This window comes from Paracoccus sp. R12_2, assembly GCF_017744015.1.
In the GTDB taxonomy this organism is placed as follows: domain Bacteria; phylum Pseudomonadota; class Alphaproteobacteria; order Rhodobacterales; family Rhodobacteraceae; genus Paracoccus.
In genome coordinates, this window is sequence record NZ_JAGHRA010000005.1 from 49,294 (window position 1) to 69,109 (window position 19,816).

At 63.9% G+C, this 19,816-nt stretch carries 18 protein-coding genes, 1 pseudogene and 1 riboswitch; of the genes and pseudogenes, 8 read left to right on the forward strand and 11 right to left on the reverse strand.

Annotated elements, in window-relative coordinates; genetic code table 11:
- Positions 1–27 precede the first annotated feature (27 nt).
- Together J7359_RS07950 and J7359_RS07955 are read right to left on the reverse strand one after the other, a co-directional pair.
- Entirely contained in the window at positions 28–612 is a 585-nt protein-coding gene (locus J7359_RS07950) for a TRAP transporter small permease subunit (RefSeq protein WP_209056109.1), read from the reverse strand.
- Positions 613–667: 55 nt separating this feature from the next.
- Entirely contained in the window at positions 668–1,810 is a 1,143-nt protein-coding gene (locus J7359_RS07955; protein WP_209056110.1) for a TRAP transporter substrate-binding protein, read from the reverse strand.
- Between the two features lie 233 nt (positions 1,811–2,043).
- Between J7359_RS07955 and J7359_RS07960 the strand changes: the two genes are divergently transcribed.
- Complete coding sequence (locus tag J7359_RS07960) at positions 2,044–3,297, forward strand: PQQ-dependent sugar dehydrogenase (protein ID WP_209056111.1); 1,254 nt, start codon at positions 2,044–2,046, stop codon at positions 3,295–3,297.
- The gene (locus tag J7359_RS07965; protein WP_209056112.1) at positions 3,294–3,875 is read left to right on the forward strand and encodes a c-type cytochrome; all 582 of its coding nucleotides are present in this window, start codon (positions 3,294–3,296) and stop codon (positions 3,873–3,875) included. Before J7359_RS07960 ends, J7359_RS07965 begins: the two co-directional genes overlap by 4 nt.
- Before the next feature lie 31 nt (positions 3,876–3,906).
- On the opposite strand, the gene J7359_RS07970 is transcribed toward J7359_RS07965, so the two are convergent.
- Both J7359_RS07970 and J7359_RS07975 read right to left on the reverse strand, forming a co-directional pair.
- Positions 3,907–4,443 (reverse strand): adenine phosphoribosyltransferase, encoded by a 537-nt coding sequence (locus J7359_RS07970; RefSeq protein ID WP_209056113.1) that lies wholly within the window; start codon positions 4,441–4,443, stop codon positions 3,907–3,909.
- Positions 4,440–5,042 carry a flavin reductase family protein gene (locus J7359_RS07975; protein ID WP_209056114.1) on the reverse strand — a complete coding sequence of 201 codons (603 nt, stop codon included), beginning with the start codon at positions 5,040–5,042 and terminating at the stop codon, positions 4,440–4,442. Before J7359_RS07975 ends, J7359_RS07970 begins: the two co-directional genes overlap by 4 nt.
- Before the next feature lie 111 nt (positions 5,043–5,153).
- Between J7359_RS07975 and J7359_RS07980 the strand changes: the two are divergent.
- Together J7359_RS07980 and J7359_RS07985 are read left to right on the forward strand one after the other, a co-directional pair.
- Positions 5,154–5,630 (forward strand): annotated as a pseudogene (locus J7359_RS07980) (N-acetyltransferase); the annotation flags it as partial.
- A gap of 100 nt (positions 5,631–5,730) precedes the next feature.
- Complete coding sequence (locus J7359_RS07985) at positions 5,731–6,525, forward strand: EcsC family protein (RefSeq protein WP_209056116.1); 795 nt, start codon at positions 5,731–5,733, stop codon at positions 6,523–6,525.
- 30 nt (positions 6,526–6,555) lie between these two features.
- Here the strand turns inward: J7359_RS07985 and J7359_RS07990 are convergent, their stop codons facing one another.
- Complete coding sequence (locus tag J7359_RS07990) at positions 6,556–8,103, reverse strand: AAA family ATPase (RefSeq protein ID WP_209056117.1); 1,548 nt, start codon at positions 8,101–8,103, stop codon at positions 6,556–6,558.
- A gap of 90 nt (positions 8,104–8,193) precedes the next feature.
- On the opposite strand from J7359_RS07990, the gene J7359_RS07995 reads away from it, so the two are divergent.
- Positions 8,194–8,400: a hypothetical protein gene (locus J7359_RS07995; RefSeq protein ID WP_209056118.1), complete on the forward strand. Its 207-nt coding sequence runs from the start codon at positions 8,194–8,196 to the stop codon at positions 8,398–8,400.
- Positions 8,401–8,475: 75 nt separating this feature from the next.
- Here J7359_RS07995 and ccrA read toward each other — a convergent pair whose 3' ends face one another.
- Positions 8,476–9,765, reverse strand: a complete 1,290-nt coding sequence (gene ccrA, locus J7359_RS08000) for a crotonyl-CoA carboxylase/reductase (protein WP_209056119.1) — start codon at positions 9,763–9,765, stop codon at positions 8,476–8,478.
- Positions 9,766–9,998: 233 nt separating this feature from the next.
- Positions 9,999–10,126: riboswitch (FMN riboswitch) on the forward strand.
- A 75-nt stretch (positions 10,127–10,201) separates the two neighbouring features.
- Here ccrA and J7359_RS08005 point away from each other — a divergent pair.
- Complete coding sequence (locus tag J7359_RS08005; protein ID WP_209056120.1) at positions 10,202–10,678, forward strand: 6,7-dimethyl-8-ribityllumazine synthase; 477 nt, start codon at positions 10,202–10,204, stop codon at positions 10,676–10,678.
- 124 nt (positions 10,679–10,802) lie between these two features.
- Here J7359_RS08005 and J7359_RS08010 read toward each other — a convergent pair whose 3' ends face one another.
- The 5 genes from J7359_RS08010 to J7359_RS08030 all read right to left on the reverse strand — a co-directional run bounded on the left by J7359_RS08010 (position 10,803) and on the right by J7359_RS08030 (position 16,112).
- Positions 10,803–11,663, reverse strand: a complete 861-nt coding sequence (locus J7359_RS08010; RefSeq protein WP_209056121.1) for a DeoR/GlpR family DNA-binding transcription regulator — start codon at positions 11,661–11,663, stop codon at positions 10,803–10,805.
- 102 nt (positions 11,664–11,765) lie between these two features.
- The gene (locus J7359_RS08015) at positions 11,766–12,710 is read right to left on the reverse strand and encodes a D-ribose ABC transporter substrate-binding protein (protein WP_209056122.1); all 945 of its coding nucleotides are present in this window, start codon (positions 12,708–12,710) and stop codon (positions 11,766–11,768) included.
- A gap of 113 nt (positions 12,711–12,823) precedes the next feature.
- Positions 12,824–13,867: an ABC transporter permease gene (locus J7359_RS08020; protein ID WP_209056123.1), complete on the reverse strand. Its 1,044-nt coding sequence runs from the start codon at positions 13,865–13,867 to the stop codon at positions 12,824–12,826.
- Positions 13,868–13,893: 26 nt separating this feature from the next.
- Entirely contained in the window at positions 13,894–15,450 is a 1,557-nt protein-coding gene (locus J7359_RS08025) for a sugar ABC transporter ATP-binding protein (RefSeq protein WP_247740262.1), read from the reverse strand.
- Positions 15,447–16,112, reverse strand: a complete 666-nt coding sequence (locus J7359_RS08030; RefSeq protein ID WP_209056124.1) for a DUF2291 domain-containing protein — start codon at positions 16,110–16,112, stop codon at positions 15,447–15,449. Before J7359_RS08030 ends, J7359_RS08025 begins: the two co-directional genes overlap by 4 nt.
- Before the next feature lie 610 nt (positions 16,113–16,722).
- On the opposite strand from J7359_RS08030, the gene J7359_RS08035 reads away from it, so the two are divergent.
- Together J7359_RS08035 and J7359_RS08040 are read left to right on the forward strand one after the other, a co-directional pair.
- Entirely contained in the window at positions 16,723–18,306 is a 1,584-nt protein-coding gene (locus tag J7359_RS08035; RefSeq protein ID WP_209056125.1) for an FGGY-family carbohydrate kinase, read from the forward strand.
- On the forward strand, positions 18,296–19,813 hold the full coding sequence (locus tag J7359_RS08040) for a glycerol-3-phosphate dehydrogenase (protein ID WP_209056126.1): 1,518 nt from the start codon (positions 18,296–18,298) through the stop codon (positions 19,811–19,813). Before J7359_RS08035 ends, J7359_RS08040 begins: the two co-directional genes overlap by 11 nt.
- Positions 19,814–19,816: the final 3 nt, after the last annotated feature.

Consider the following 19,816-nt stretch of genomic DNA (forward strand, 5'->3'; position numbering starts at 1 on the left):
CGCGTCTCCGTGGTGATGTGGGGCATGTCAGTCGACATGCACGCCGGCCCGCGGCGCCTGTTCGCGCAGCAGCAACTGTTCGGTTTCCTCGACATCCTCTTCGGCCTGAACCCAGACACCGTCACGCATCGCGATGATGCTGCGCATCAATTGCGCAAGCCCCTGGATGAACAGCAGGATGCCCGCCGCCACGATGACCGACTTGAACTGATAGATCGGGATGCCGGCGGGGCTGTTGACGCTGACCTCTCCGTATTGCCAGGACCGGCTGGCATATTTCCACCCCGACAGGATCAGGGCGGTTATGCCCGGAAAGAAGAACAGCAGATACAGGGCGAAATCCACCGCACCCTGGACCCGCACGGGCCAGAGGCGATACAGGAAATCGCCGCGCACATGGCCGCCGCGCGACAATGTATAGGCGCCGCCCATCATGAACAGCGTGCCGTACATGATGAAGGACACGTCCAGCGACCAGCTTGTGGGGCTATTCAGGACATAGCGCACGAAGACCTCATAGCTGACGCCGAAGGTCATCAGCAGGATCAGCCAGCCGAACGTCTTGCCGAACCACGCCGACAGCCCGTCGGCGAACCGGATGAAGGACCGCATGATATTCCTTTCGGTCAGCCCTGCCCCGCCATGGCGGGGCAGGGCCTGTTGCCGATTACAGCTTCAGTTCGCCGGGGAAGAAATGTTCGTAGGCCAGCGTGTAGTCGGGCTTGTCCATCAGTTCATAGAAGACCGTGCGCTTGACCCAGTCGCGCTGGCTGTCCAGCACTTTCTTGATGAACGGATCCTCTTCCAGCGTGCCGATCATGTCGGACCATGCGGTCAGCTGTGCCGACAGGATGTCGTCCGGCGTCTTGTGGACCGTGACCCCTGAATCGCGCAGCTTCTGCAGGTCGGACGAATAATTGTCCAGCGCGTAGGCGGTGTTGTAGGTCGAGACCGCCTCGACGCCGTGTTCCAGGATGGCACGAAGGTCTTCGTCCAGCGTTTCCATCATGTCGCGATTGAACAGGAACTCGAACGCCTCTGACGCCTGATGATAGCTGCCGAGGTAATAGTTCTTTGCCACGTCCTGTGCGCCGAAACGCATGTCCGAGGACGGGTTGTTGAACTCGAACGCGTCGATCACCCCGCGTTCCATCGCGGGCACGATCTCGCCGCCGGGCAGCTGCGCCACCGACATGCCCATGGATTGCAGCAGGTCCGCCGCAAGTCCCACGGTGCGGTATTTCATGCCCTTGATGTCTTCGGCGCTGTTGATCGGGTTCTTGAACCAGCCGAATGGCTGCGCCGGCATCGGGAATCCCATCATGCCGATGACGTTCAGCCCCATGTTGTCCTGGGTCAGTTCGCGGTACAGTTCCCTGCCGCCGCCCTGATAGAACCATGACAGCATGTTGGTCGGGTCGCCGCCGAAGACCGGACCCGTTCCGAACAGCGAAGCTGCCTTGTTCTTGCCGTACCAGTATGCCGAGACCGAATGGGCGATGTCGATCACCCCGTCGCTGACCCCGTCCATGACCTGGAACGCGCCGACGACCGCGCCCGCGGGCAGAAGGTCGATCTTCAGCCGGCCGCCCGACATCGCCTCGACCCGCTCCACATATTGCTGCGCCATCGTTTGCCAGATGTCGGATGCGGGCCAGCTGGTCTGCATCTTCAGCACCATCGGCGACTGCGCCAGGACCGCGGGTGCCGCGACCAGTGTGCTGGCTGCCGCACCCCCCGCCATCACGCTGCCGCGCCGCAGGAACGAGCGGCGCGACACGGCACTGCCGGTGTCGTTCTTCATCGTCATCATTGTTTCCTCCCCATTCGGTCCGGGCCTCTCCTCATGCCCTTCTCGTGACCGTGTGACCAAGTCTGCAATTCAAAAGGCCGGTCTGGCAAGACCTTAGGCGACATGCGTACTAAAGGCTGAGGGATGGTCGGGGGCACACCACACTTTCGTATGAGTATGAAATCGTTGACGTAACGACAGGTGAGGCCCATCCTTCCCTCGCCATGGGGATGGCATCAGGGAGGGAAACCATGAACAAGCTATTGCTCGGGGCGGCTTCGGCCGCGCTGATCGCGACCGGTGTATTCGCGCAGAATGCCGAAGTGCCGGACAACCTCGAGAAGCTGTCGAATTTCCAGTCGACTGGAACGACGGACTTCACCTTCATCGAGCAGTCCGGCGACTATGCGGAGGGGATCAGGAAGACGCTGGAAAAGATCACGTTGCCGCCGGGCTTCAAGATCGAACTTTATGCGGTCGTTCCTGATGCGCGGCACATGGCGGTGGGGCCGCAGGGCATCGTCACCTTTGTCGGCACACGAAAGGACAAGGTCTGGTCGGTCACCGACCGCAACAAGGATCGCGTCGCAGACGAGGTCAAGGACTTCGCCCCGTCGCTGGTCTTCACCATTCCGAACGGGCCCTGCTTCTCGAAGGACGGGTTTCTCTATATTGCCGAACAGAACCGCGTCCTGCTGTTTCCAGCAGCCGAGTTCTTCTATGAAAGCCCCGATGTCGCTGCATTCAATGTCCTGAAACAGGGCGATCTGATCCCGCCGGACGAGGAAAGCTTCAACCACACCGCGCGGGTCTGCGATATCGGGCCTGACGGCAAGCTTTACGTGGCGCTGGGTCAGCCCTTCAACGTTCCCGCGCCCGAGAAGCTGGACAAGTACAACGAGGCGGGCATCGGCGGTATCATCCGGATCAACACGGACGGCACCGGCCGCGAGGTCTTCGCACGCGGTATCCGCAGTTCCGTCGGGATGGATTTCGACCCGGACACCGGCGATCTGTGGTTCACCGACAATCAGGTGGACGGAATGGGCGACGACATTCCGCCCGGCGAGATCAACCATATCACCGCTGCGGGCCAGAATTTCGGCTTTCCGTGGTATGGCGGCGGCGATGTCCGGACGGCCGAATACAAGGATGCGGAAATCCCGGCAGATGTCGTGATGCCCGCCGTCGAGACCGTCGCGCATGCAGCCGATCTGGGAATGACCTTCTATTCCGGGTCGATGTTCCCCGAAAAATACCGGGGTGCGATCTTCTCGGCCCAGCATGGGTCATGGAACCGCACGACGCCCGTCGGGGCACGGGTCATGGTCACCCATGTCGATGATGAGGGCATGGCCACGACGGAACCCTTCGCCGAAGGCTGGATCGACGAGAACGGCGAGTATCTGGGCCGTCCCGTCGATGTCGCGCAGCTGCGCGACGGGTCGATCCTTGTTTCTGACGATCTGGCCGGTGCGCTGTACCGGATCAGCTACGAAGAATGAGGGGTATAAGTCTGTTGCTGGCGTCCGGCGGGATCATTCTCGCCGGCGCCGCGTCGTCCCAGGATCTGCAGGGCGATGCCGCATCGGGACGGAAGCTGGCGGGACAGTGCCGGACCTGCCACGGGCTGGAAGGCTATGCCAGGATCCCGGTGGCCCCGCATATCGGTGGCGAATCCGCCGAATACGTCCGAGGTCAGCTGACCGCCTTCCGGGATGGCGAGCGGCGCAACGAAATGATGTCCGTCGTTGCCGCAGCCCTTACGGATCAGCAAATCGCCGATTTGGCCGCCTGGTATTCGTCGCAGGACGCGACGGCGACGCTGGCGGCAGACCCGGCGGACGCGCCGCAGGAATGCGTGTCCTGCCACGGTGCGGACGGCATGGCGGTGATAGATGGCGCGCCCAACCTGGCCGGGGAAAACAGCACCTATCTTCTGGCGCAAGTGAAGGCCTTTCAGCGGGGCGACCGGCAAAGCGAGGTGATGCAGGATATCGTCTCAGGCCAGGATGATGCGCAGCTGCGCGCGGCGGCCGAATGGTATTCGGCAATCGCGCTGGAGATCGCCAAGCCCCAGTAAACCCTGCACCGGTGCGCCCGGCATCGCGCGGTCAGTCGCCGTCAAATGTGCACAGCGTGTGGACCGGCATGCCCATTGCCTCAAGCCGCGCGCGACCGCCCAACTCGGGCAGATCGATCACGAAGGCGCAGCCTATGACTTCAGCGCCAAGACGGCGGCACAGCGCGATACCGGCTTCGGCCGTGCCGCCGGTGGCCAGCAGATCGTCGACGATCAGCACCCTTTCGCCCGCCTTCAGCGCGTCGTCATGGATCTCCATCACCGCTTCGCCGTATTCCAGCTGATAGGCTTCGGAAATCACCGGACCGGGCAGCTTGCCCTTTTTGCGGACCGGGACGAAGCCGGTGGACATCTGGTGTGCGACAGCGCCGCCCAGAATGAAGCCGCGCGCCTCTAGCCCCACGACCTTGTCGATGCGGACGCCGGCATAGGGATGCAGCAACTGGTCGATCGCCATGCGAAAGCCGCGCGCGTCCGCGAACAGCGTGGTCACGTCGCGGAACATGATGCCTTCATGCGGGAAATCCGCGATGGTGCGGATATAGTCGCGCACATTCGGATTGTTCATGTGGGGCGCTCCATTTCGAACAGGTCATGGACGGCGGCGTAGTCCCGGTATCCCAGCCGCGAGATCCAGCCGCCCGCCGGGCGCGGGTCGAACCGGCCCTCGATCACGCAATCGTCGCGGATGTGAACGCCGGTGACGACACCCAGAACGACGAAATTTGCATCGCCCGCCAGCGGCACGACCTGCGTCATCCGGCATTCCAGCGCGGCGACGGCATCGGCCACCCGCGGACAGTCGATTGTGTCGCAATCGGCGGCGCGAATGCCTGCAGCCTCGAACTCGCTGCGGCCCGCGGGTAGGGGGGCCGAGCTGGCGTTGACCTGATCGCGCATGTCGCCGCTGGCGATATTGACGCAGAACACGCCGCTTTCGATGATCTGCGCGACGCTGTCCTTGGTGCCCTGCCGGTCCGGCTTGACGCTGGTCGAGGCGAACATGACCTGCGGCGGCACATAGGCCACGGCATTGAAGAAGGAATAGGGGGCCAGGTTGTCGCCTTGGCGCCCCCGGGTCGAGATCCAGCCGATGGGGCGCGGCGCTACGATGGCGTTGAACGGGTTGTGGGGCAGGCCGTGACCGGCTTCGGGGCGGTAGAACATGGGCGGCCTCTTTGTCTTGTTCGCGCCCAACCTGCCACCGCTTTTCAGCCTCTGCAATGTTCCGCTTGCTTCGCGCCCGTGCTAAGGGGCGCGCCGAGACCAGGAGGCGCGATGTACGAGATCTGCCCCGAGACGCCCGCCGACGAATACGAGGTCGAGGCGCTTTACGATTTGTGCTTCGCGCCGGGGCGCACGGCGCTTTCCTCGTACCGCCTGCGAGAGGGCGTGCCACGCGTCGCCGATCTGTGTCTGGTCCTGCGCGATCCGGGTGGGAACGTCATGGCCGCGATCCGGTTCTGGCCGGCGCGCGTCGGGGATCATTCCGTGCTGCTTCTGGGGCCGATCGCCGTGCATCCGACCGCGCAGGGCGAGGGTCTGGGCGGGCTGCTGATGCGCGACAGCCTGACCCGAGCGCGGCGGATGGGCTGGGGCCGGGTGCTGCTGGTCGGGGACGAACCCTATTATTCGCGCTTCGGCTTTCACAAGCTGGACGGGGTCGAGATGCCGCCCCCGACCAACCCCGATCGGGTGCTTGGCTTGGAACTTCGGACCGGGGCGTGGGTTGATGTCACAGGTCTGGTCACGCGTGAGGAAACCCCCGAGATTCTGGCGGGTCTGGCTGAACTTGCTTCGGCTTCCCATATCGGATCGGACTGCACCGAAGTCCAACATCCCAGAGAGGCCCCGAATGGCGCCCAACCCGCAACTGGTTCTGCCGCCGATCAGCGATCCGACGGTTCATGAACAGATAGACCGCCTTGCCCGCCGCTATGTCGATGCGGGCGGTTTCGGCATGGAGATCATGTCGATCATCGGCAATAGCGCCGAGGGGCTGGTGGAACGCCTGCCCGCATTCGTGCGCGACCGGATGGACGGGCTGACGCGGACCGCGCTTAGCCGCGCCTTCTCGGCGGCGGCAGGCACGCGTCGGATGGTCCGCGACCGGGGCGACTGGTTCAACCGCATGGCTTCGACCTTCAGTGGCGCGGCAGGCGGCGCGGGCGGTTTTGCCGGTGCGATGGTCGAACTGCCGTTCACGGTCACGTTGCTTCTGCGGTCGATGCTGGAAATCGCGGCCGAACACGGGCTTGACCCCGACAGCGACGAAGTCCGGATGGAATGCCTGCGCATTTTCGCGGCCGCCGGGCCGATGGAGGATGACGACGGCACTGATCTGGGTTTGCTGGCCGCACGGTTGTCGGTGACCGGCCAGACCGTTCAGGGGTTGATCAGCCGGGTTGCGCCGCGGCTGTCGGTGTCGCTGGGTCAAAAATTGGCCGCGCAGGCAGCGCCTGTCTTCGGCGCGGTCGTCGGCGCGTCGATCAACTATACGTTCGCCCGCTATTATCAGGAACTGGCGCGCGTGCATTTCGGCATCATGCGCCTGTCGCTCGAGACCGGAATACCGCACGAGGCTTTGGTCGAGAGGCTGCGTCTGTCGATCGAACGGACACAGTCCCGGCGGGCGGTTCGGCAGCGGTGATCGAGTTCGGTTTTCCGAGCAGGGAAGAAGTCAGTCGTCCTGCAGTTCCAGAGACAGCGGGGCGGCCGGTATCGCAAGGTCTTCTGTCGACAGCGCCTGCGTGGGGCGCGCAAGACGGGGCCGGGTGACCCAGAACATACGTTCCTGCGCGCGGGTGATCGCGACATAGGCCAGGCGTTTCCACAGGGCGATTCCGGCTTCGGTTCGGTTCGACCATGCGGCGGCGTTGATATCGGGGGCGAAGACCTGCACATCGGGCCACTGGCTGCCCTGCGATTTGTGGATCGTCACCGCTGCACCATGCAGAAAAGCCGCGCCCATGCGCGCCGCATAGGGGATGAAGGGTTCATCCTGTTCGGGCATCTCGATCTTGACGATGCTGGCAGCCGAAAGGCGCGGATCCTCGGCGCCGATGACGTGCAGACGAGAAAAGCCCGGTTTGCGGCCCGGTCCAAGATAGACCACCTGCGCGCCCTTGATCAGGCCGCGCGCCTCGAGGTCGATGCGCTTCTTGCGATATTTCAGCGGCAGTTCCAGACCGTCGCAGATCAGCGGCTCGCCCGGCAGCAGCGCGTCGCCCGGGGCCCCGAACGCGGCCCGAAAGGCATGGATCAGCCGGATCCGCGTCGCGTTGCGCCAGACCAGCACAGGGCTGCGCGCCATCAGGTCGGATTCGACCCGTTCCGCCCAGATCACGCGGTCGTCGCGGGACGCCGCCTCGCGGACCATGCGTTCAAATTCATCGAAGGTCAGCCGGTCGTTGGCCAGCGCATGTGCCAGATCCAGGATCGGGCTGTCATCGGCCTGCCGGTGGATGCGGTCAAGGATCAGCCGCTGGCTGTCGGCCAACTTGTCGAAGACCATCTCGCCCGATTGTCCGACCGGGGCAAGCTGGGCCGGATCGCCGAACAGCACCAGCACTGGAAAGATTTCCCGCAGATCGTCGAACTGGCGTTCGTCCAACATCGAGGCCTCGTCGATCAGGCCGATATCCAGCCCGTCCTCGCGCCGTTTCCAGCCCTTGATGAAGTCCGATCCACGCAGCCCCGCAGCCGCCAGCGCGCCGGGAACCGAGGCATGGATGTCATAGAACGCCTTCGCGCGGTCCAACGCCTCGTCGGTCAGCCCCTCGATCGCGGGGCGCGTGCCCTCGCCGTTCAGCCATTCCGCGATGCGTTCGTATTCGGGGTCATAGACCGGCGTGTAGAGGATTCGGTGGATGGTCGTGGCGGGCACGCCGCGGGTGCGCAGCACGAACGCCGCCTTGTTGGTAGGTGCAAGGATTGCGACCGTGCGGCGGTCCTTGCGGCGCCGGCCTTCGTAATCGGCGCTGATCAGGTCGACACCGGCCTCGCGCAGCGCGCGGGTGATTTCCGACAAAAGCAACGTCTTGCCCGATCCGGCCTTGCCGATCACGGCCATCACGCGCCCCTTGCCGGGCTTGGGTGGGCTGATCTCTTCCGCCACCAGATCGACGCCGGCGTTCTGAAATGTCTCGGCCAGCGCATCCCATGCGTCGGCCTGGTCCGGCGACAGGGCGGGGCGGTTTGCTGCGGGGGCTTGGGGCTGACCGGTCATGGCCCAGCCTTAGCCCGGCGCGCACGGAAAGCGAAGGGGGATGCAACTCTTGCCGGTTTCCTGCGTGAGTGGGAACATGGAGGACGTCCGATGATAGAGTTGTTCTTCGTCACCTGCCTGCTGTCAGAGCCCGAGGCCTGTCAGGACCACAGCCTGCTGTTCGAGGAACAGAACGGGCTGTTCACCTGCATGCTGCTGGGCCAGAACGAGTTGGCCCGGTGGGTCGAGACGCATCCGCGAGAGAGGGTGCGCGAATGGAAATGCCGCCGGGCGGGTCAGGCGGATCGCAAGACCTGAAAGAGCCCTGCTGCAAAGCGAAAGGGCACCGCACGGCGAACCGGCGGTGCCCCATAAGGTGCGTTTCTCAGCGGGTCAGCGACGACCTGCCTCCAGCGCGTCCTCGAAGGTGCGCAGACCCGTGGTCGGGGCCTGAACCAGTACCGACATGTTGCCGGGCTTGTGCTGGTTCTTGTACATCTTCATGTGCGCCTGCGGGATTTCGGCCCAGGGGAAGACCTCGGACATGCAGGGGTCCAGCCGGCGTTCCAGCATCAGCTTGTTCGCGGCGCTGGCCTGTTTCAGATGCGCGAAGTGGCTGCCCTGCACGCGCTTCTGGTGCATCCACAGATAGCGCACGTCGAAGGTACAGTTGAAGCCGGTGGTGCCGGCGCAGATCACCACCATGCCGCCTTTCTTGCAGACGAAGGTGCTGACCGGGAACGTCGCCTCGCCGGGGTGTTCGAAGACGATATCGACATTGTTTCCCTTGCCGGTGATGTCCCAGATCGCCTTGCCGAACTTGCGCACCTCGTTGAACCACTCCTTGTATTCGGGGGTGTTCACGGTGGGCAGTTGGCCCCAGCAGCTGAAGTCCTTGCGATTGATGACGCCCTTGGCGCCAAGTGACATGACGAATTCGCGCTTGTCCTCTTCGCTGATCACGCCGATCGCGTTGCCGCCGGCGGCGTTGATCAACTGGATCGCGTAGGAACCCAGGCCACCCGACGCGCCCCAGACCAGCACGTTCATGCCCGGCTTCAATTCGTGCGGTTCATGGCCGAACAGCATGCGATAGGCGGTGGCCAGCGTCAGCGTGTAGCAGGCCGATTCCTCCCATGTCAGATGCTTGGGGCGCGGCATCAGTTGCTGCGACTGCACGCGGGTGAACTGGGCAAAGCTACCATCCGGCGTCTCGTATCCCCAAATGCGCTGCGTGGGCGAATACATGGGATCGCCGCCGTTGCATTCCTCGTCGTCGCCATCGTCCTGATTGCAGTGGATCACGACCTCGTCGCCGACCTTCCAGCGCTTGACCTTGTCGCCCACCGCCCAGACGATCCCCGACGCGTCCGACCCGGCGATGTGATAGGGTTGCTTGTGGACGTCGAACATGCTGACCGGCACGCCAAGCCCGGCCCAGATCCCATTATAGTTCACCCCCGCCGCCATCACCAGGACCAGCACTTCGTGGCTGTCGATGGCGGGCGTGTCCACGACCTCCAGCTGCATCGCCTGTTCGGGCTCTCCCTGCCGGTCGCGGCGGATCGCCCAGGCGTGCATCTGCCGTGGCACATGGCCAAGCGGAGGCATCTCGCCGATGTCATAGAGGTCCTTCTGGGGGGCGTCGTAGGGCGCAATCTGGGTCGGGGCATCAAGGGCCATCGGGTTCTCCTTCGTCGTGCCGCGGCGCAGAATCGCCGGGCGTATTGCAGTTGCGTAACGTCGTGCACGCAACAATGCAACAGCGTTGATGGTCTTTTTGGTAATATTATGTCCGGAAGGTGTGGCTTGTGACGCAATTCTAGCCGCGTCGCAGAAGGCGCTCTGCTGCAGCGCAATATCTGCGGGTGGCGAAATCGGCATATTGGCGTGAAAAGATGCGCATGCTATCTGACGTGCGTTCTCAGGGCGGGGTGCAATTCCCCACCGGCGGTGAAAGCCCGCGAGCGCCTTCGAAGGAAGGGTCAGCAGATCCGGTGAAACTCCGGAGCCGACGGTATAGTCCGGATGGAAGAGAACCGAGGCCGCCCCGATCCCGCGGGTCGGTCAAGGCTCGTGCTCTGGGACCTGACGCTGTTTAACGGAAGGTTCCGAAATGATGACCAAGACCACCAACCCCTGCATCGCCTTCGTCAAGGCGCGTTGGCACGCCGATATCGTCGATCGCGCGCATGAGGGCTTTACCGCAGAGATCGCGCGACTGATGCCGCGGGCCCGGATCGACGCCTTCGACGTGCCGGGCGCGTTCGAGATGCCGTTGCTGGCCAAGAAGCTTGCGCAGACCGGAAAATACGATGCCGTCGTCGCCGCAGCCTTCGTCGTCGATGGCGGCATCTATCGGCATGACTTCGTCGCAGGTGCGGTTGTCACCGGATTGATGAATGTCGGGCTGGAGACGGGTGTTCCCTGCTTCTCGGTGTCTTTGACCCCGCATAACTATCAGGAGGTCGAGGCCTTGACTGGCTTCTATCGCGAGCATTTCGTCAAGAAGGGTGCCGAGGCCGCCGAGGCGGTTCGGCAGATCCTGGAACTGGACGCGCAGCTTGCAGCGGCGGACCGGTCGGCCGTCGCCTGAGCTTCAAACGACATGAAGGATGAGGGGGCGGGACGGGCAGGATGCCCGTCCCGGTCGCTGCCGCTGGGCCGGACGCGCGCTGCGCGCGCGGTCATGCCGAAGACCAGGACGGTTCTCAGTCCGACTAGGCGGCGTGATCGGTCGGCGCCACGGCGATCCTTATGCCTTCACTGCGAAGCCTGTCGATCAGCAGGGGCGGTGTCAGGTCGTCGACGATCACCATGTCGAAATCGTCCAGCGGACCCATCGCGTGCAGCGCCCGGCGTTCGAATTTCGTGTGGTCGGCCAGAAGGATGCGCGTTCTGGCGCTGCCCCACATGGCGCGCTTGGTTTCGACCATCTCGGGCGACTGGTGGAACACGATCCCGTCGGTGATCGCCGACAGCGAGATGAAGGCCGTGTCCGCGCGCAGGTTGCGGATTTCCTGAGTGGTGACATGACCCATGAAGGCATTGCACCAGTGATGGAACTGCCCGCCCAGACCCAGAAGGGTCAGATCGCGGATGCCCTTGAGGGCGTTCATCATCAGAAGCGAATTGGTGATGACCGTCAGCGGCACCTTGGTCCCCAGGTGCGGAACCATGCGCGAGACGGTGGTCGAATCGTCCAGAAACACCGCCTGTCCGGGTTCGATCTGTTGAACCGCAAGCGCGGCAATGGCGGATTTCTCGGCGCCCTGGCGTGACTCGCGATAGGCGTCGCTTGATTCGATCAGGCTGGTCGGCGCCGCCGAGACGACGCCGCGCGTCTTGCGCAGCAGGCCCCGTGCGGCCAGTTCGTCCAGATCGCGATGGGCGGTCATCAGGCTGATGCCGAAACGATCGACCAGATCCTCTATCCGCATCGTGCCTTCGGCGATCACCGTTTCCGCGATCAGCTGGCGGCGCGCGATCTGGCGTGCCTGCCGGCTGTCCGAAGGCAGGTCGTCGACCACCAGGCGTTCGATCTGGTCGGTGGACGGGGAGGGGGCTTTGGCATCGTTCATGGCGTATCCTTTGACCATCGCAATAACGGCGGATGCCACGAAAGGCGAGATCCGGCGTCACCGGATGGTGAGGGGGCGCGGATAACCCGCGCCCCCGTCAGGTCACTGGTCCAGCACGAAGGGTGCGCTGTACTTGTCGGCGTTGTCAGCCGTGATCAGCATGCAGTCGAAAAGCTGCTTTTCGCTGGCCGCGCCGGTCTCGCCGTTCTTGATGAAGTTGTCGGCCTGACGGACCGCCTCTTCCGAGAAGACGGCGACCGGCTGCAGGACCGTGTACTGCATCTCGCCGGCCTTCACCGCATCCACCGCGTCGGGCGAGCCGTCGAACCCGCCGACCTTGACCTGGTCCAGCTTGCCGGCCTCTTTCAGCGCGGCGATCGCGCCCAGGGCCATTTCGTCGTTGCCCGAGATGACGCCGATGATATCCGGGTTCGCCTGCAGCAGCGACTGGGACTTCTGGTAGCCCTGCGTGCGGTCCCAGTTGCCGACCTCCTGACCGGCCTTCTCAAGGTCGGGGTACTGGGTCAGAACCGTCTCGAAGCCGTTCGAACGGGTCTGTGCGTTGTTGTCGGCGGGGTTGCCGAACAGCTCGACATATTTGCCGCTGTCGCCGACGGCCTCGACCCATGCCTGTGCGCCAAGTGCTGCGCCCTGCGCGTTGTTGGACACAAGCTGCGCCTTGGCCAGACCTTCCTGGTTGATCTCGGCGTTGACCAGAAAGACCGGGATGCCCGCATCGACGGCTTTCTTGACCGCGCCGACCGAACCGTCCGCATTGGCGGGATCAAGGATGATCGCCTTGGACTGGTTGGTGATCGCGGTGTCGATCAGCGTGCTTTCGGTGTTCGTGTCGCCCTTGTGGGCGGCGACATTGGCGTCATAGCCCAGTTCTTCGGCCGTGGCCTTTGCGACCTCGCCCTCGGTGAACCAGTAGGGGTTCGCCGGGTCGTTCACGATGATCGAGATCAGCCCCTCGGCCTGTGCGGCCCCGGCCATCAGCGGCGCGGCGGCGACAGCGGCCAGAAGCAGGCGGCGCGTCATCTTCATCATTTGTCTTCTCTCCCTTGGTTGATGGACCTGCCCTGCGGGACTGTTCCGTGGGCAGTCTTTCCGCCCGGCGCGCTTTTGATTTCGCCGGGCGGGGAAGCCTGGATGCGGGGTCAGCGTTTGCGACCGCCGCCGTATTGAAGCGAGTTCAGCAGCACGGCCAGAACGATCACGGCGCCGGTGAAGACCGTTTGCCAGTAGGACGACACGCCGATGATCACCAGGCCGTCCGACAGGAAGCCGATCACGAAGGCACCCAGCATGGTCCCGCGCATCGTGCCGCGCCCGCCGGTCAGTGCGGCGCCGCCGATCACGACCGCCGCGATCGCCGTCAGTTCATAGGTCACGCCCGCGGTCGGACCGGCCGACGTCAGTTGCGAGGCAAGCACAAGACCCGCGATCGCCGACAGCATGCCCGACAATGTATAGACGGTGATCTTCACGCGGCGGGTCGGAACACCCGACAACTCGGCCGCACGCTCGTTCCCGCCCGAGGCATATAGCCAGCGCCCGAAGGCCGAACGCGACAGCATCAGCCCGCCCAGAATGGCCAGCACCGCCAGGACGATCACCGAAATCGGCACACCGGCAATCCGGTTGAAGCCCAGCCAGTCGAAGCCGGTATTGCCCAGTTCCGGGCGCCCGGACAGGTTGTTGTAGGTCAGGCCGTTGGTCATCAGCAGCGCGACACCGCGCGCCACATACATGACGCCAAGCGTGGCGACAAAGGCCGGCACCTTGAAGATCGACACCAGCACGCCATTGACCGCGCCGACCAGCGCGCCCAGCACGCAGGTCAGGATCACCACGGCCCATACCGGCGGATACAGGATCACCCCCGCCGCATCGATCTGAAGGCCCTGCATCATGGCGCCTGCGCTGACCCCGGCCAGCGCCAGGATCGACCCAACGGACAGGTCGATCCCGCCGTTCAGGATCACCAGCAGCATGCCGATGGCAAGGATGCCGTAGATGGCGACGTGGCTGGACATGATCAGCAGGTTGCTGATCGTCAGGTAATTCGGCGACAGGATGGAAAAGACCACGATGATCGCGATCAGGGCAAAGAAGGCGCGGCCTTCCAGCAGCAGCCGACCGATGCTGAAATCGGATTTCTTCTTGTCGGCGGCAGAGGCGGTGGTCGTAGCGGCAGACATGGATTGCTTCCTCTCTCTCACGCCCGTCAGGCGGCCACGGACTCGCCCGAGGCGGCCATGATCTTTTCCTTGGAGACGGTGGAATCGAATTCGGCCGAGATCCGGCCCTTGTGCATGACGATGATACGATGCGCGATCGACAGGCATTCGCTGACTTCGGATGTCGAATAGATCACGGCAAGGCCCTGCCTGGCTTCTTCGGACAGCAGGCGGAACACTTCGGCCTTGGCGCCGATGTCGATGCCGCGCGAGGGTTCGTCCAGCATGATGACACGCGGCTTCGTGGCCAGCATCTTGCCGATGACGACCTTTTGCTGGTTGCCGCCCGACAGCGACCCGATGGCGGCCGCAGGACCGGATGTCTTGACTGTCACTTCACGGATGCTGGCGTCGATCAGGCTTTGTTCGGCCTTGCGCTGGGTAAAGAGCCCCTTCGTGAAACTGGCGATCGAGGCCAGCGACAGGTTCTGTCCCACGCTCATGGTTTGCACCAGGCCGTCGCGCTGACGGTCCTCGGGGACCAGCGCAAGACCGCGCGCGATGCGTTCGGCGATGGACAGATGCGAGATTTCCTTGCCCTCGAGGACGATTTCGCCGGAACTGGCGCGCAGCCGTCCCGCGCAGGTTTCCAGAAGTTCGGTGCGTCCCGCGCCCATGAGCCCGTAGATGCAGACGATCTCGCCCGCGCGGACATCCAGCGACAGCCCGTCGACCAGATTGAACCCGCCTGCCGGGTCCGGCAGGGTCAGATTTCGGATCGACAGGGCGGGCTGGCCCATGTCCGTATCGGGCGGGCTGCCAAGGTCGTAATTGTCGCCAACCATGTTCCGCACGATCCATTCCAGATCGATCTCGGCACGTGGCGCATAGGCGGTCATGTTGCCGTCGCGCAGCACCACCGCGTGATCGGTGATCGTCAACGCCTCTTCCAGGTGATGCGAGATATAGACGATGCTGACACCCTGCGCGGTCAGGTCGCGGATGACCTTGAACAGCACCTCGACCTCGCTGGCCGACAACGCGCTGGTCGGTTCGTCCATGATCAGGATGCGGCTGTCCACCGACAGGGCGCGGGCGATCTCGACGATCTGCTGCTGACCAAGGCGCAGTTCCTCGACCGGGGTCAGCGGGTCGATGTTTTCCTCAAGCTCTTCCATCAGCTTGCGGGTCTGGCGTTCCTCTTCGGCGAAATCCACGCCGGTCGAACCCATGATCTCGCGACCCATGAAGATGTTGTCGCGCACCGACAGGTTCGGGGCGAGGCTGAGTTCCTGGTGGATGATCGAGATGCCCCGATCCCGCGCCTCGGTCGAGTTGTTGAAGGACACCGGCTGCCCATCCAGGATGATCTCTCCGCCGGTCGGCTGGATCACCCCCGACAGGATCTTCATCAGCGTGGATTTGCCCGCGCCGTTCTCGCCGAACAGCGTGGTGACCTGACCGCGATGGATGTCGAAATTGACGCCTTTCAGCGCATGAACCTGGCCATAGGACTTGGCGACGTTGCGGGCGGCCAGAACGACTTCGCGCGCATCGGGATTGCCTTGGGGCATCTCGCCCGCCGCATTCACGGGGCCGCTCATTGGATGCCGACCTCGACGGGGGTGATCATCCAGTTCTTGGGATTGATCAGGCGGAACGCGCCGGTCACGGTTATGGTCTTGCCGGTCAGGTTTGAGGTGTCGACCGGGTCCAGCACGGCGGCCTTCATGGCGCGGTTGATGCCCGACCCGGCGTCCTGGTATTCGATCTGGTTCTTGAACTGTCCGAATTCGATATCGCCCGGTGCGTCGCGCAGATCCGTGCCGTTGATGGCCGGGCCGGTCTGGACGCGAACGGTGATGTCTTCGGGCACACCGTCGGCCTGCAACGTATAGACGCCCGATTTTCCCTCGCCGACGGTGCCCGTGACGGTCGTGAACATGATCGCCCCGGTCGATGCGGGGGTGCCGTATTGTTCCGCCGCCGCGTCCTTGTCGGCCAGAACGGCAGGGGCCAGCGTCGCCGCGTCAACGGACTTGCCCTTCACGAACTCCGCGATGCGCGGGAATTCGGTCTGACCATAATTGTCGGGCGAGAAGGCCTGCGCCCGTACATCGGCGTCAGAGCCAACCTGAACGACCGTGGTGTCCAGTGCCATTGCGGCAAGAACCGCGACGGCGACGGCGGCGCTGATGATCAGCCCTCGGCGCGACGGCGCCGGGGCTTTTGGTGCAGGAGAGGTCGGGGCGGAGCCGTGTGTCATGTGCAAGCCTCGAAATGCGAATTGCGGGGCGGGGCCGACGCGGCGCGGCGGCGGCGAATCAGATGAGGTCGACACAGGGGCCGCAGGAATATGTGCATGTTGTCCTCCCTTTTTCCGGGCCAGCGCCGCCGATCTTGGTGGCGGTCGGGTCGGTCCGTTCGTTTATGTTATCGTAATGTGATAATGATAGTCAATAAGGATAATTCTGACCTATCGAGCGGGGGCGCTTGACGCGTCCGCGGGATGGCTGGGATCGGATTTCGAACCTCGGTATTCATTCCGCCTGACCCTCCGTTTCCTGCTTCCAGGCGCGCGTGGCTGTCGGCCATGGAGTCTGGGAAAGTATACGTATATTATGCGATAATCGCGCCTAACCAGATGCGCTTGGCGCGGCGTGCTGGCTGCGCTTGCGCATTCGTCGCGGCGCTGGGTAGATGTCCTCCTCGGGGGTTATTCTACATGAAATAAATTGCTATGTCCGAAAAAAAATACGTTCACTATGATAGCTATGTGGTATAATGACTGGCATCACGAAAGTTCGTGACGATCAAGACGGGGGAGAGTCGGATGATCCGCACTGAGGCGATGGCGGGAAAGGCGCGGGCGATCCATGCAGGGCGCTGATATTCTGGTCGGAATCGATGCGGGCACGTCTGTCATCAAGGCGGTGGCTTTTGACCTGACCGGCAGGCAGCTGGCGTCGTCATCCGTGCCGAATCGCTATCATGCCGGTGCCGATGGCAGCGCGACGCAGTCTCTGCCGCAGACCTGGAACGATTGCGCTGCCGCGTTGCGCGGGCTTGGCGAGAAGATCGACGGCCTTGCGGGCCGCACGGCTGCATTGTCAGTGACCGCGCAGGGCGATGGTACCTGGCTGGTCGGTCGCGATGGCCCGGTCGGTGATGCCTGGCTTTGGCTGGATGCACGCGCCGCGCCGACCGTTGCGCGACTGGCTGCCGGACCCGGCAACCGCGCGCGGTTCGAGGCGACGGGAACCGGACTGAACACCTGCCAGCAGGGCAGCCAGATGGCGCATATGGACGCGCACGCCCCGGAACTGCTGGACGGCGCACAGGTTGCGCTGCATTGCAAGGACTGGCTGTATCTGAACCTGACCGGCATTCGCGCAACCGACCCTTCCGAGGCCAGCTTCACCTTCGGAAACTTCCGCAGCCGCGCCTATGATGATTCGGTCATCGATGCGCTTGGCCTGACCCACCGCCGCGCCTTGCTGCCCGAGATCATCGAGGGCACGCGGATCACCCATCCGCTGACGAAGGATGCGGCATCCCAGACCGGATTGCGTGCGGGCACGCCGGTCTGCCTTGGCTATGTGGACATGGTGATGACAGCGCTTGGCGCAGGCGTCCATGGCGGCGCGCCGGGCGATGTCGCCTGTTCCACCGTCGGCTCGACCGGGGTGCATCTGCGCGCGGTGCATCCGGATCGGGTGCATCTGAATGCCGAGGGCACCGGCTATGTGATCTGCCTGCCGATCCCGGATATGGTCACGCAGGTCCAGACCAACATGGCGGCAACGCTGAACCTGGACTGGATTCTGGGTGTCGCGGCCGGGATCTTGTCCGACATGGGGGCGGCGGTGACGCATCGTGACCTGATCGCGCATATGGATGGCTGGCTGGCCCGGTCACGGCCGGGCCAGATCGTCTATCACCCTTATATCTCCGAGGCGGGCGAACGCGGTCCGTTCGTCAACGCCGCCGCCCGCGCCGGTTTTGCCGGGCTGAATGCCAGCCATCGCTATCCTGACCTCATTCGCGCCGTGGCCGAGGGGCTGGGGATGGCGATGCGCGACTGCTATGCCGCGATGGGTCCGCTGCCGGGCGAGTTGCGCCTGACCGGCGGCGCTGCACGGTCGAAGGCGTTGCGCGGCATCATGTCGGCCAGCCTGAACGCGCCCGTTCGCGTCTCTGACCGGGAAGAGGCGGGGGCTGCGGGCGCGGCGATGATGGCGGCGGTCGCCATCGGCGCCTACCCGGACATGGATGCCTGTATCGCCGAATGGGTCACGCCGCTGCTGGGGCCGGCCGAGCCGCCGGACGCCGATCTGGTTGCCGCCTATGACCGACTGTTCCCGGCCTTCACGGCGTCGCGACAGGCGCTGCCGCCCGCGTGGGACGCGCTGTCCGCCGCCCGCGCCGCATATTCGAAAGGAAATCAGGATGAGCAATGACAGCGACATGATCGACCTGTTCGTGATCGGCGGCGGCATCAATGGCGCCGGTGTCGCGCGGGACGCGGCGGGCCGTGGCCTGAAAGTCGTGCTGTGTGAAAAGGACGATCTGGCCGAAGGCACCTCGTCGCGGTCCGGAAAGCTGGTCCATGGCGGCCTGCGCTATCTGGAATATTACGAGTTCCGGCTGGTCCGCGAGGCCCTGATCGAGCGTGAGGTGCTGATGCGTGCGGCTCCCCATATCATCTGGCCGATGCGTTTCGTCCTGCCCCACAGCCCGCAGGACCGCCCCGCATGGTTGGTCCGTCTGGGGCTGTTTCTGTATGACCATCTGGGCGGGCGCAAGAAACTGCCTGGCACGCGCACGCTGGACCTGACCCGCGACCCCGAAGGTGCGCCGCTGCTGGATCAATACACCAAGGGCTTTGAATACAGCGATTGCTGGGTCGACGATGCGCGTCTGGTGGTGCTGAATGCCGTGGATGCCGCCGAGAAAGGGGCCGAGGTTCTGACCCGCAGCCCCTGCATCTCGGCCCGCCGCGAAGACGGTGCATGGACGGTCCAGACCCGCAACGACGTGACCGGCGAAACCCGGACCTTCCGCGCCCGCTGTCTGGTCAATTGCGCGGGGCCCTGGGTCACCGATTTCATCACCCGGGTCGCCGGCGCGAATTCGTCGCGCAATGTTCGGCTGGTCAAGGGCAGCCACATCATCGTTCCGAAGTTCTGGCCGAGCAACAACGCCTATCTGGTCCAGAATCACGACAAGCGCGTCATCTTCATCAACCCCTACGAGGGGGACAAGGCGCTGATCGGCACCACCGATATCGCCTATGACGGAAGGGCCGAGGATGTCGCCGCCGACGAGGCCGAGATCGACTATCTGCTGAACGCCGTGAACCGCTATTTCAAGGAGAAGCTGCGCCGATCGGACGTGTTGACGACCTTTTCGGGCGTGCGCCCGCTGTTTGACGACGGGCAGGGCAACCCTTCGGCGGTGACGCGCGACTACGTCTTTGACCTGGACCAGGCCGGTGGGGCACCGCTGCTGAATGTCTTTGGTGGCAAGATCACCACCTTCCGCGAACTTGCCGAACGCGGCATGCACAAGCTGAAGGATATCTTTCCGCAGATGGGCGGCGACTGGACCGAGACCGCCCCGTTGCCCGGCGGTGAGATCGCCAATGCCGATTACGAAAGCTATGCCAACCTGCTGCGCGAACTGCATCCATGGATGCCGCGCAAGCTGGTTCATCACTATGGCCGCCTGTATGGCGCACGGACGAAGGATGTCGTCGCAGGCGCGATGAACCTTGCCGATCTGGGCCGACATTTCGGCGGCCAGCTGTACGAGGCAGAAGCCCGCTATCTTGTCGCGAGGGAATGGGCGCAGCGTCCCGAAGACATCCTGTGGCGGCGCACCAAGCATTATCTGCACCTGACCGAGGCACAGCGGAAGGATTTTTCCGACTGGTTCAATGCCTCTGATCTGGCCAAGGCAGCCTGAGGA